The sequence below is a fragment of the Pseudogemmobacter hezensis genome (assembly GCF_013155295.1).
Classification (GTDB): Bacteria; Pseudomonadota; Alphaproteobacteria; order Rhodobacterales; family Rhodobacteraceae; genus Pseudogemmobacter; species Pseudogemmobacter hezensis.
In genome coordinates this window covers 14,963-28,221 of the sequence record NZ_JABJXT010000001.1, presented here as the reverse complement: position 1 = coordinate 28,221, position 13,259 = coordinate 14,963, and the positions used below count along the sequence as shown (strand labels likewise).

The window sequence follows — 13,259 nt, the reverse complement described above, 5'->3', positions numbered from 1 at the left end:
AGTGATGCAAAATGGTCAAAGCGGTGGCCGCCGGGCGGATTTGCCGAAACGGTCTGCCTTCTGCGGCGCATTCGATCAGATCGGCGTGGCGCTGGCAATCAAACCCATAAGGCCAGATGCGGGCATTCCTTCGCGCCAGTAGGACCAGATCAGCCGCAGATGCTGCGCCTGAAGACTGTGATTTGTGACCGGGGCAGGTTGGGCGGGGGGCGGCTGGGCAGGAAAAATCACGCCCGGCGGATTTTTTCTGAAATCTTTAGGTTTCGTTAACCACCCGTGCGCATTGTCGAAGCTGCGAATGAGGCGAGGTGCTATGGCGGACGGTCAGCTTTCGAACCCCACACACCCCACCCCACCCCGTACGGAGGAGGAACGTCTTTCGGTTCTTCGCCTCATTCGTTCCCGCAGGGTTGGCGCGGTGACGTTTCATCGGCTGATGGCCGAACATGGCTCGGCCCAGGCGGCATTGCAGGCGCTGCCCGCGCTTGCCCGCAGCTCTGGCGTTGAGGGCTATGAACCCTGCTCTGAACGCCAGGCCCAGGCAGAGATGGCGGCGGGCCGCCGGGCCGGGGCGGTACCGCTTTTTCACGGTGATCCTGGCTATCCGGCGGCGCTGGCAACTATACCCGATGCGCCGGGCATGCTTTGGGCGAAGGGGGATCTCAGCCTGCTGAACCGCCCGCTGATCGCGCTGATCGGGGCGCGAAATGCCTCGTCCCTTGGGGTGCGGATGGCGCGGCGTCTGGCCTGTGATCTGGGCGCGGCGGGGCTTTGCGTGGTCTCTGGCCTGGCGCGTGGCATCGACGCCGAGGCGCATAGCGCTGCCCTGGCGACCGGAACCATTGCCGTTCAGGCGGGTGGCATCGACGTGATCTATCCCGGTGAAAACAGCGATCTGGCCGCGCGGATTGCATCCGAGGGCTTGATTTTGGCCGAAAATCCCCCCGGTTTGCAGCTCCAGGCCCGCCACTTCCCGATGCGCAACCGGATCATCACCGGCCTCAGCCGCGCGGTTATGGTGGTTGAGGCTGCCGCCCGTTCTGGCTCGCTGGGGACGGCGCGGATCGCGCTGGAACAGGGGCGCGAGGTGATGGCGGTTCCCGGCCATCCGTTCGATGCCCGCTCGGCCGGGTGCAATCAGCTGATCAGCGATGGCGCACTGCTTTTGCGCCATGCAGGCGACGCGCTTGAGGCGCTTGGCATTGCGCAGGGCCATGCGGGAAAGCCGGATCAGGCCAGCGAAATCGCAGCAATGCCAGAATCTGCGGTGAACCACGTGCCAGAAATCCACAGGCCAGAGAACCACAGGTCAGAGAACCACAGGCCAGAGGTAGCGGCCCCTGTCGTGCCGTCCCCGGCTCTGGCGCCGACCATCCTCAGCGAAACGACCCGCATCCATAGTCTGATCCTTGACCGTCTGGGCCCCAGCCCTTTGGCCGAGGATCAGCTTTTGCGCGATCTGGCCATGCCCACCGCCAGGCTGATCCCGGAACTGCTGACGCTGGAACTTGAGGGCAGGATCATGCGCCAGTCCGGGGGGCTTTTGTCGCGGCGATAGCTGCGTCCTGGCATCTGCCCATCACTGTTTTGGCGTCAAGGTTGACAAACTCCCCCTTTCGCCCACATCTGAGCCCGCCATATTGTAATTAGCGGATAAGCCGTTCCGGAAAGGGATTCATGCCTGTCGTCGTTGTAGAATCTCCTGCCAAGGCCAAGACAATCAATAAATATCTGGGCCCCGATTACACGGTTCTCGCCTCATATGGTCACGTGCGTGACCTGCCGCCCAAGGATGGTTCGGTCGATACCGAACACGATTTCGCGATGAAATGGGAGGTGGCAGCCGAAAGCAAAAAGCATGTTCGCGCCATCGCCGAGGCGTTGAAAACCGATGACACGCTGATTCTCGCCACCGACCCTGATCGTGAGGGGGAGGCGATTTCCTGGCACCTGAAAGAGGCGCTGGCCTCATCCCTGAAAAAGGGCAAGACGGTCAGCCGGGTGACCTTCAACGCGATCACCAAAGATGCGGTGACCCGCGCGATGAAAGAACCGCGTGAGGTCGATGAGCCGCTGGTCCATGCCTATCTGGCACGCCGCGCGCTGGATTATCTGGTCGGCTTCACGCTGTCGCCGGTGCTGTGGCGCAAGCTGCCCGGCGCGAAATCGGCGGGGCGGGTGCAATCGGTCTGTCTGCGCCTGATCGTCGAGCGCGAGATGGAGATCGAGGCCTTCAAGGCCCGCGAATACTGGACGGTGAAGGCGGTGTTCACCACGCCGCGCGGCCAGGAATTCGAGGCGACGCTGGTCACGCTGGCTGGCTCAAAGCTGCAGAAGTTCGACATCCCGACGCTGGCTGCGGCGGAGATGGCGGTTCATGCGGTCACCTCGCGGCAATTCGCGGTCGAGGGCGTCGAAAGCAAACCCGCCAGCCGCAACCCCTGGCCGCCCTTCATGACCTCGACCCTGCAGCAAGAGGCCAGCCGCAAATTCGGCATGGGTGCGAAGCAATGTATGAATGCGGCGCAGCGCCTCTATGAGGCGGGCTATATCACCTATATGCGGACCGACGGCATCGACATGGCGCCAGAGGCGGTGATGGCCGCCCGGGCCGAGATCGGTCGCCGTTTTGGCGATGCCTATGTGCCCAAAAGCCCGCGCATGTATAAGAACAAGGCGAAAAACGCCCAGGAAGCGCATGAATGTATCCGCCCGACCGATATGTCGATGGATCCGGGCAAGCTGCGCGTCGAAGAGGATCAGCGCCGGGTCTATGACCTGATCTGGAAGCGCACCATCGCCAGCCAGATGGAAGCCGCCCGGATGGAACGGACGGTCGTCGACATCACTTCGCCCGATGGCCAGGTGGGGCTGCGCGCCAATGGTCAGGTCGTGCTGTTTGACGGCTTCCTGCGCGTCTATGACCAGGGCCGCGACGATGAGGATGAGGATGAGGGCCGCCTGCCGCAGATCATGCAGGGCGAAAAGGTTGCCCCTGCTGCGGGTTCGCTGAAAGAGGCCTTTGGCAAGGCTGCGTCCAGGTCTGCGGGCGATGGCGAGGACCGTGTCTCTTCGGCGGTGCTGGGCGAGGGCGGCGGCGTCATGGCCGCGCAAAGCTTCACCCAGCCGCCCGCCCGCTATACCGAGGCGACGCTGGTCAAGCGGATGGAGGAACTGGGCATCGGGCGGCCATCGACCTATGCCTCGATCCTGACGACGATTGTCGACCGCGAATATGTGCGCAAAGATAAAAACCGCCTGATCCCCGAGGATAAGGGGCGGCTGGTGACGGCGTTCCTGTCGAATTTCTTCCATCGCTATGTGGAATATGATTTCACCGCTGCGCTGGAAGGCGAGCTGGATGATGTCTCGGCGGGCGAGCGTGATTACAAGGATGTGCTGGCGCGGTTCTGGCATGATTTCTCGGCGGCGGTGGCCGAGACGGCGGATCTGCGGATCAGCGAAGTGCTTGATAAGCTGGACGATTTCCTTGCGCCGCACCTTTATCCGCCGCGTGCGGATGGGTCTGATCCGCGCATCTGCCCGACCTGTGGCACGGGCCGCCTGCATCTGAAAACCGCGCGTTCGGGCGGGGCTTTCATCGGCTGCGGCAATTACCCGGAATGCCGTTACACGCGGCCCATCGCGGGCGATGCGGAATCGGCGGCCTCGGATGGGCGTATTCTGGGGCAGGACGATCAGGGCAATGAGATCAGCCTGCGCGCCGGGCGTTTCGGCCCCTATGTGCAGCGCGGCGAGGCGACTGAGGCGCAACCCAAACCCGACCGCTCCAGCCTGCCGAAGGGCTGGACGCCGGACAGCCTGACGCTGGATCGCGCGTTGCAGCTTTTGTCGCTGCCGCGCCAGATCGGCACCCACCCCGAGGATGGCGAGACGGTGGAAACCAATCTCGGCCGCTTTGGCCCCTATGTGAAACACGGCAAGACCTATGCCAATCTCGCGGATGCCGAAGAGGTGTTCACATTGGGGATGAACCGTGCGGTGGAACTGCTCGCTTTGAAAAAGGCGCGTGGGCCGGGGGCGCGGGGCGCTGCGGCGCAGCCGTTGAAAACGGTGGGCAAGCATCCCGATGGCGGTGAGATCCAGGTCATGCCGGGGCGTTACGGGCCCTATGTGAAATGGGGCAAGGTCAATGCCACATTGCCCAAAGACATCGCGCCTGAGGCGGTGACGCTGGAAGAGGCGCTGGCGCTGGTGGCCGAGAAAGTCGCCAAATCGCCGGGCAAAAAGACCGCGAAAAAGGCTGCCCCAAAAGCTGCGGCCGCCAAAAAGGCAGCCCCGAAAAAGGCGGCAACCAAAGCCACGGCAACCAAAGCCACAGCCACGAAAGCTGCGGCCAAAACGACGACCGCCAAAACGGCAGCTGCCAAAACCACGGCAGCGAAAAAGCCTGCTGCGAAAAAGCCCGCAAAGGCTGCCGCCGAAGAATAAGGGGCAGGGTCTCCCGCCCCATATATTGACGAAAAAGGCCGGGCGCATTGCCCGGCCTTTTCATTTCTGCCGCTTCGCAAAACAGGCGCCGCTATATCGGGCAAAGAAAAAGGGCGCCCCGATTGGGACGCCCTTTTTCGTGCAATATCAACAGGTCAGAGCAGGGCCTTAACCTTTGTCACAGTGGCCTCGGCGGTGATGCCGAACTCTTTGTAAAGGCGATCATAGGGGGCCGAGGCACCGAAAGACGACATGCCGACGAAATCGGCCTTTGCTTCTTTGCCACGCTCGCCCAGAAGCCAGCGATCCCAGCCCTGACGCACGCCTGCCTCAATGGCCACGCGCACCGGACCTGCGGGCAGAACCTTCTTGCGCCATGCCTCATCCTGCTGGGCAAACAGCTCCATCGACGGGATCGAGACGACGCGGGTGCCAATGCCCTCAGCCTGCAGAAGGTCACGCGCCTTCATGGCGATTTCCACTTCCGAGCCGGTCGCCATCAGGATCGCCTGACGCTTGCCCTCGGCCTCTGCCAGGATATAGCCGCCTTTGGCGGTCATATTCTGGTTGGTATGGGTCTTGCGCACCGCGACCAGGTTCTGACGCGACAGCGCCATGACCGAAGGCGTGGTTTTCTGCGTAAAGGCGATTTCCCAGGCCTCGGCCACCTCGGTCAGATCGGCCGGACGGAACACCATCGTGTTGGGCGTCGAGCGCGAGATTGCCAGATGCTCGACCGGCTGGTGGGTCGGGCCGTCTTCGCCAAGCCCGATGGAGTCGTGGGTCATCACATAGACGACCGGCAGACCCATCAGCGCCGACAGGCGCATCGCCGGGCGGGCATAGTCGGTAAAGGCCATGAAGGTGCCCGAATAGGGGCGAACACCGCCATGCAGCGCCATGCCGTTCATCGCCGAGGACATGCCGTGCTCGCGGATGCCCCAATACATATAGCGGCCCTTGCGGCTGTCGATATCGAACACGCCCAGATCAGCGGTCTTGGTATTGTTCGAGCCGGTCAGGTCAGCCGAGCCGCCGAAGGTCTCGGTCAGGATCGGGTTGATGACGTTCAGTACTTTTTCAGAGGCCGAGCGGGTCGCCAGTTTCGGTTGCTCTTCGGCGGCCTGCTTTTTCAGCGTGCGGATGGCGCCAGCCAGTTTCGCGGGCACGTCGAGGGCGAAGCTGCGCTCGAAATCGGCCTTTTTGGCCGCAGGAAGGGCGGCGAGGCGGGCTTCCCATTCGGCACGCGCACCTGCGCCGGGCTGACCCAGCGATTCCCACCAGGATTTGATCTCGGCGGGGATGGTGAAGGGGGCAGCGGTCCAGCCATAGGCGGCTTTTGCGGCCTCAAGCTGGGCCTTGTCGGTCAGCGCACCATGACCTTTCGAGGTGTCCTGGGCGGCATGGCCAAGCGCGATATGGGTCTTGCAGTCTATCAGCGCCGGGCGGGGCGATTTCTTCGCCGCCGTGATGGCGCGGTCGATGTCCTCGGGGTCATGGCCGTCGCAATGGAACACGTCCCAGCCGCTTGCCGCGAAACGGGCGCGCTGGTCGGTCACGTCCGAGAGCGAAACCTTGCCGTCGATGGTGATGTCGTTGTTGTCCCAAAGCACGATAAGGCGCGACAGCTTCTGGCGGCCTGCGATGCCGATCGCCTCTTGCGACACGCCTTCCATCAGGCAGCCGTCGCCGGCGATCACATAGGTATAATGGTCCTGGACTTTCGCACCATATTTGGCGCGCAGGTGCTCTTCGGCCATGGCGAAACCGACCGAGTTTGCGATGCCCTGGCCCAGCGGCCCGGTGGTGGTCTCAACGCCCGAGACATGGCCATATTCCGGGTGGCCTGCGGTGATCGCGCCCCATTGGCGGAAGTTTTTGATCTGATCCAGCGTCACATCGGCATAGCCGGTCAGATAAAGCAGCGAATAGATCAGCATCGAGCCGTGGCCGGCCGAGAGGATAAAGCGGTCCCGGTCCGGCCAGCGCGGCGCTTTGGGATCGAATTTCAGATGCTTTGAGAAAAGCACGGTCGCAACATCGGCCATGCCGATCGGCATGCCCGAATGGCCCGAATTTGCGGCTGCCACCGCGTCGAGGGTCAGCGTGCGGATGGCGGCGGCGCGCATCCAGTGATCAGGGTGACGGGCGCGAAGGGCTGCGATGTCCACGTGGGAAATCCTCTGCAATGATAGCGGGAACATCAGCGGCATAGTCTCCGCCCGGGCCAAGATCAAGCGTTGCGGCGGGCTGATTTGGCAAACCTATGTCCGAAAAGGGGAAATAAGCCCGGCATGGGGCCGCAGAAATCCCGCTAATCTGGCGCAGGGGGCTTTCGCCTGCGATTCGTGCAGGTTATCGTTATCCCAAGACCAAAAGCCGGTGAGGGCGGTATGCAGGATATTGTGGGGTTTGAGCGCCGTATTTCGGTTGCGCTGAAACGCATTGAGACGGGTTTCGACCGGGTCGAGACCGAGCGGCTTGCGGCACGGCGCGAGGTTGAGGCGGTCACCGCGCAGTTGCGCAAGGCCGAGGATGCGCGTGAGGCTGCCGAGCGCGCCCGTGATGCGCAGGTCGCGCGGGCCTCAGGGGCCAGCGAAATGGCTGAACGTGCAGCGCGGCAGACCGCCGATGAGATCCGCGCCGCCCGCGCCGAGGCCCGGGCAGAGGCCCAGGCCGGTTTTGAGGCCGATAAGCAGGCTCTGATCGGGGCCCAGGCCGAGGCGCTTGCCGCTGCTGTGGCTGCAGCCAGGGCTGAAGGACAGGCTGAGGCCCAGCTTGCGGCACAGGCCGCAGCGCTGGCGGCGGCCCCGCCAGAACGCGAAGAGCCAACCCTTGCCCGCATGCGTGAACGTCTGGCCCAGGCCCGCGAGCAAGAGGCCGATCTGCGCAGCCGTCATGAAGCCGAAGTCGCCGCGCTGCATGAGCAACTGGATCTGCAGGGGCTGGAGCTGTCCCGGATGCAGCGCAATGCGCAAACCCTGCGCGAGGAACTGCGCCGCCTGCATGAGGCGGTGGCAGGCGGTCTTGCGGATGCGGCCGGGATCAATCGTGCGATGCTTGCGGAACTGGAATCCCTGCGGGCAACGCGCCTTGCGGAAATGGCAGAGCTGGCAGAGATCGCCACCGCGCTCGACGCCCAGATCGGAGAGGCCGAAGATGCCTGATATTGAAGTCACCATCGGTGGTCGCGGTTTTCTGGTGGCCTGCCAGCCGGGCGAAGAGCATTTTCTGCGCTCGGCTGCGGCGCAGCTTGATCTTGAGGCGCAGCCGCTGATCGCCTCGATGGGGCGCATGCCCGAGGTGCGGATGCTGCTGATGGCGGGGCTGATGCTGGCCGACCGCACGGCCGCGCTGGATGATGAGATGCGGCAGCTGCGCGAAAAGATTGCAGCGCTTGAGGCGCGGCCCACGCCCGAACCCGTGCGCATCGAGGTGCCGGTGATCCCGCCTCAGGTACCCGAGACCTTTGCCGAACTGTCGGCGCGGATCGAGGCGATCGCCGAGCGGATAGAGGAAAAAGCCTCAGGGCCGAAGGCGCTGGTGTTGGGGCCAGAAACTGTCTCCGGCCCCGAGAATGCATCCGGGCCAGAGAGAACGTCCGGGCCTGTGAAAACTGGGCCAGAAAATCTTAAGCCAGAAGATTCCGGGTCCGGGAATAAGAGCGGTTCCGAAGACAAATCTGCGCCCCCAAAGATGTCTGGTGCTGACTTGCCCGGGGTGTCGCAGCCTGTGGGAACAGACACCCCTTCCGCAATCTCTCCCAAAGCCATGTCAGCAGCTTTGGCGGATGATCTGGCAGAGAATGCAGGGGTTTCCGCGCTTTACTCTGATGTGACGGATTTCGCCGAAGACCGCAGCGCAGAGGCGGGCGCTGATCTGGCAGGAGATAGCGACAGCAAACCCTTCAGCTTCGCCGACGATCCTGTTCCTGAGGGCCCCGTTTCCGAAGAGGCCGGGCCCGAAGATGCGGCTGAATCCAGTGCGAAGCCCGCTCCTCTTGCGCGTGCTCCGGGGGGCGGCGACTGACGCCCCCGCCTTCGGAACCGTTCCATGCTGTGCGATGGGGCCTGGCCAGCCTTAATTGTTCAGGCACGCCTCTGGTGGATGAGGTTCAGGATGAATCTGTCGGGCTATGATGCCCGGATCCTGCAGATGTATTCCTAAGGCGTAAGGCCGCCGAGGGTCTTCAGCCTGCGTGCGAAATTGCAGGCCGCCATGAAGTCCCCCGGGTGGGGGCGAAGCCGCTTATGGCTGTCTTAATGGAAGCGCTTGATGGTGGCTTCCCTGACCGTGCGGTTCACCCCTTCGACCTTGCATTGGTTCAGAGGGGGGGGCTTTGTCAGGCGGTGCTCAACACCATTGGCTTCGCAGATCATGTCGAAGCGCATCGACCAGGAGACGGTCGTGTTCCTGTTCCGCGGCCTCTCTGCGGCCTGGATCCCGTTGACCGTGAGAATAGTATGGACCCGACAGGGCACGGTTTCGAGCACATGCTGAAGGAACTCCCAGGCTGTCTTCTTCTCGGCCTTGTCGACGAGCCCAGGTCACGGCGTATTATTTGCTCGTGTGCTTGATGCCTGCGAACAAATATAATTTTTTTTAGCGGCTTGTGCCTCGGCGATGTCGAAATGGAAGAACTCTATGGGGGAGCGTTTGAGCTTCGACCGCTTCGGTTTCACTCCTTATCTGACCGAGGACATGCGCATCGTGTCTGTTTGGGGTGTCGGACCCCATCGAGATCTGGGGCCTCGAGAACCATCGTCTGCTCTGTGCGACGGGGTCAATACAACCTGCCGGGAGCCCTGATTGCCCCTTCCAAGACACCGATCAGAGACTGGGTGGTTGCTTCATCTTGGTAAGGTGTTGATATTTATATATAATGCCTGGGTCGAGCCAAAACTGGCACGCAATCACCTTGTTTATGGTCGCCGAAAACCCGGAAATGGGCCTTAATCGGCTGATATTTCAAATGTAACACCAGCCAATTGAGGCCCACATGATTGCGAAAATCTGTTTTTTTTCAATGGGTGTATTTGGCGGCGGCGGCCACCACGACCATTTTGCAAGGTCATTCGCGACCATCGAAAGATAGTGGCTGGGCAACAAAAAAGCCGCCCGGAAGGGCGGCTGACAGGTCTGATTGGCGATATGCGTCAGAGTTCTGATCTTCGGTAGAATCGATAGCTGCCGCTTGTGGAAATATTGACCGGGTCAATCCCGCGCGCAGTCAGGACCGTGGCCATAGCAGAAGGGGTCGTAACGTTGTCTTCTGCGATTTTCACCAGCGTGACATGTTCGGCCTGAAACTCGGCGAAATCCTTTTCAAGGAGATGTCACCGGTTACGCCCTTTGCCCGACATAGGCTGAACCCGGCGAATGAGGGGGGATCCATCTTGGCGCGCCGCCCGCATCAGCAGGTCTACGGTATGAAGATCAACGCCGAGTTGAGCGGCGGCCTGATCTCTGGTGAGGCAGGGGGGCAGCGGCGGCGCACTGAGGATCCAGCGAAAGTCCTGCCGATCGACACAGAGTGCGCCGAATTCACGCCGATTGCGCAGGCGGACGAGCGGGACTTTCCCCGCACGAACGAGCCGAATGATCCGATCCGCCTGCCAGTGCAGGTGTTTTGCAGCCTTGCCGATGGGCTCAACATACAAGGACAGGTCGTCAATCGGTGTGGCGCGCTCGAGCATTCGTGCCATGAAAACGTCCAGCGAGGCGATCGTCACCCGCTGAATGGCATTGGCGCACCGGCTTTCCGACCGCGGAATCTCCGCAAAGATCCGGGTCGCATGTCCATCTGCCAGGATCGCCGCCGCCGTATTATCGTCGCAGCCAAGATAGCCGGCGACCGCGTTGGCGGGAATAGAGTCCATGCTCTCACCAAAGCCGAAGCCCGGCACGACCGCCACATCTTCATGCTCGAGAAGGCTCCTGGCAAAACTCTCTCCCGTCAGGCCGGTTTTCGACACATCGACCAATACGAACATGCCGCCGGCCGGGGTGTTGAAGGTCAGCAATCGCCGGTCAAGTCCGTTGATCAACGCCTTCCGGCGGGCGCGAAGGTGGTGAACCGGCGCAGTAAATGCGTCATTGCGCGGTCGTTCCCAGGAAAAGATGTGCCAGGTGTCATTCAGACGCTCGAGGACACCGGAGGCAAAGCCGGACCAGAGGGGGCGAGGGTGAGGCTTGAACTTCGGCACGGTGGTAAGCTCCCTTCAGGATGAAGTTCACTGGTCCGAAAAGCGGGCGCTTATCGGTTCGGGTGAATGATGAATGTTGGAGGCTGGGACAGTCGTGCCTGGAAAAGCCGGCCTGATCTTTAGCGAGTGAGCGTCAGGTTGGCGAGAGGGGAGTTCAGCGTCAAGCGATGCTGCCGGAGACCTGGGGAGCGCTGCTCATGGTGGCTATGGATGCAGTGCCGCAAGGCGGGTTTTTCTAGTGCATTGAAATGTAACAATATAAGTTGGTTTCGGCGAAAAATGGTCGTTAATCACCTTGTTTATGGTCGCCGAAAACCCGGAAATGGGCCTTAATCGGCTGGTATTTCAAAATCACAACACCTTCGGGCTCTGGGGGCGGCACAGGTGACGGTGGAGTTTGCTGTTATGCAATTAGCAGTTACCGTACCGCGACATATTTGCAAATTTTCGAAGTTTCGTTTTTCTTTCCCGCGGCGCAATATTATTCTTCTCTCGATTCTCGGGGAGGTGCGCCATGAAAGATATCCTGCAGGAGCTTGAAAACCGTCGTGCCGTGGCGCGGGCAGGGGGTGGGCAGCGTCGGATCGACGCGCAGCATGCCAAGGGCAAGCTGACCGCACGCGAACGTATCGAGCTGTTGCTTGATGACGGTTCCTTCGAAGAATTCGATATGTTCGTCGCGCATCGCTGTACCGATTTCGGGATGGAGCAGGATCGCCCGCCGGGCGATGGTGTCGTCACCGGCTGGGGCACGATCAATGGCCGTATGGTCTATGTGTTCAGCCAGGATTTTACCGTCTTTGGCGGCTCTCTTTCTGAGACGCATGCGAAAAAGATCTGCAAGATCATGGATATGGCGATCCAGAATGGCGCACCGGTGATCGGGATCAACGACTCGGGCGGGGCGCGGATCCAGGAGGGGGTCGCCTCGCTGGCGGGCTATGCCGATGTGTTCCAGCGCAATGTTCTGGCCTCGGGCGTGGTGCCGCAGATCTCGCTGATCATGGGGCCCTGCGCGGGTGGCGCGGTCTATTCGCCTGCCATGACCGACTTCATCTTCATGGTGAAGGACACCTCTTATATGTTCGTGACCGGGCCTGACGTGGTCAAAACGGTCACCAATGAGGTGGTGACGGCTGAGGAACTCGGCGGTGCCTCGACCCATACGAAGAAATCCTCGGTGGCAGATGGCGCCTTCGAGAATGACGTCGAGGCCCTGGCCGAGATCCGCCGCCTCTTCGATTTCCTGCCGCTTAACAACCGCGAAAAGGCACCCGTTCGTCCCTTCTTTGACGAGCCTGCCCGGATCGAGCAAAGCCTGGACACGCTGATCCCGGACAATCCCAACCAGCCTTATGATATGAAGGAACTCATCGTGAAACTCGCCGATGAGGGCGATTTCTATGAGATCCAGAAGGATTATGCCGGGAATATCATCATCGGCTTTATTCGCCTTGAAGGGCAGACGGTCGGCGTGGTGGCGAACCAGCCGATGGTGCTGGCGGGCTGTCTGGACATTGACTCCAGCCGCAAAGCGGCGCGGTTCGTGCGTTTCTGCGATGCGTTCGAGATCCCGCTGCTGACCCTGGTGGACGTGCCGGGCTTCCTGCCGGGGACGTCTCAGGAATATGGCGGCGTGATCAAACATGGTGCGAAACTGCTGTTTGCCTATGGCGAGGCGACGGTGCCGAAGGTGACGGTGATCACCCGCAAGGCCTATGGCGGCGCCTATGATGTGATGTCGTCGAAACATCTGCGCGGCGATTTCAACTATGCCTGGCCCACCGCTGAAATCGCGGTGATGGGGGCGAAGGGCGCGGTTGAGATCCTTTATCGTTCGGAGCTGGGTGATAAGGAAAAGATCGCCGAGCGCACCCGCGACTATGAGGACCGTTTCGCCAATCCTTTCGTCGCCGCCGAGAAGGGCTTTATCGATGAGGTGATCCAGCCGCGCTCGACCCGCAGACGGGTGACACGGGCTTTTGCAAGCCTGCGGCACAAGAAACTCTCGAACCCCTGGAAGAAGCACGACAATATCCCGCTGTAATCTTTCCGTATCAGGGGGTGGAAATGTCTGCAGCGGCGCGTCGGGTTCTAATCGCTTTTGCACTCAGTCTCGGGCTTGCGGCCGGAAGCTGTGATGAGGAACAGCCTGCCCCTGAGGGCGGGGATGCGGCGCTGCCTGCAGGGGACGCAGCCGCGGGGGCAGGGGCAGAGCGCCTGACGCTGCCCTCGGGGGCGCAGGTGGAATGGCTGGACGTGCTGAATGACACGGCCGGCGTGCAGGGCGCGACTGCAAGGTTCCGCTTTGTCGACGAAAATCTGAAACCAGGCGAGGACCGCGGCGCGGATATGCAGGCTCTTTGTGACACATTTGCGCTGACACGGGTGGAGGGCATGGTGCCGCCGCCACGCCAGATTGTGATCGCTTTGGCTGATCGCCCGGTTGCCTTTGGCCAGACCGACCCTGACGCCGTGCAGCTTTTTGAGGCCTATCGCCTGGAAAACGCCGCCTGCATCTGGGAGATGTTCTGAAGATGCCACCAGATATGGTTGTTAACGCAGGGGAAATGCCCGCTTCTGATGTAACGCGGTCACAGG

General features: G+C 61.6%; 7 protein-coding genes and 1 pseudogene. 6 read left to right on the top strand and 2 right to left on the bottom strand.

Annotated features, from left to right (window positions below; genetic code table 11):
• The first annotated feature begins 313 nt into the window (after positions 1-313).
• Entirely contained in the window at positions 314-1,558 is a 1,245-nt protein-coding gene (dprA, locus tag HOY34_RS00115; protein WP_436644937.1) for a DNA-processing protein DprA, read from the top strand.
• A gap of 119 nt (positions 1,559-1,677) precedes the next feature.
• Positions 1,678-4,452, top strand: a complete 2,775-nt coding sequence (topA, locus tag HOY34_RS00110) for a type I DNA topoisomerase (protein ID WP_172359292.1) — start codon at positions 1,678-1,680, stop codon at positions 4,450-4,452.
• 155 nt (positions 4,453-4,607) lie between these two features.
• Here the strand turns inward: topA and tkt are convergent, their stop codons facing one another.
• Entirely contained in the window at positions 4,608-6,623 is a 2,016-nt protein-coding gene (gene tkt, locus HOY34_RS00105; protein ID WP_172359291.1) for a transketolase, read from the bottom strand.
• A 222-nt stretch (positions 6,624-6,845) separates the two neighbouring features.
• Between tkt and HOY34_RS00100 the strand changes: the two genes are divergently transcribed.
• Both HOY34_RS00100 and HOY34_RS21935 read left to right on the top strand, forming a co-directional pair.
• Complete coding sequence (locus HOY34_RS00100; protein WP_172359290.1) at positions 6,846-7,619, top strand: hypothetical protein; 774 nt, start codon at positions 6,846-6,848, stop codon at positions 7,617-7,619.
• Positions 7,612-7,977 (top strand): annotated as a pseudogene (locus tag HOY34_RS21935) (cell division protein ZapA); the annotation flags it as partial. The gene HOY34_RS00100 and the pseudogene HOY34_RS21935, both read left to right, overlap by 8 nt.
• Before the next feature lie 1,811 nt (positions 7,978-9,788).
• Here the strand turns inward: HOY34_RS21935 and HOY34_RS00090 are convergent.
• Entirely contained in the window at positions 9,789-10,658 is an 870-nt protein-coding gene (locus HOY34_RS00090) for an aminotransferase class I/II-fold pyridoxal phosphate-dependent enzyme (protein WP_172359288.1), read from the bottom strand.
• A gap of 514 nt (positions 10,659-11,172) precedes the next feature.
• Here HOY34_RS00090 and HOY34_RS00085 point away from each other — a divergent pair.
• Together HOY34_RS00085 and HOY34_RS00080 are read left to right on the top strand one after the other, a co-directional pair.
• Entirely contained in the window at positions 11,173-12,705 is a 1,533-nt protein-coding gene (locus tag HOY34_RS00085) for an acyl-CoA carboxylase subunit beta (protein ID WP_172359287.1), read from the top strand.
• 23 nt (positions 12,706-12,728) lie between these two features.
• A complete protein-coding gene (locus HOY34_RS00080; protein WP_253944101.1) occupies positions 12,729-13,193 on the top strand; it encodes a DUF6497 family protein in 465 nt (154 codons plus the stop codon).
• The last annotated feature ends 66 nt before the right edge of the window (positions 13,194-13,259 follow it).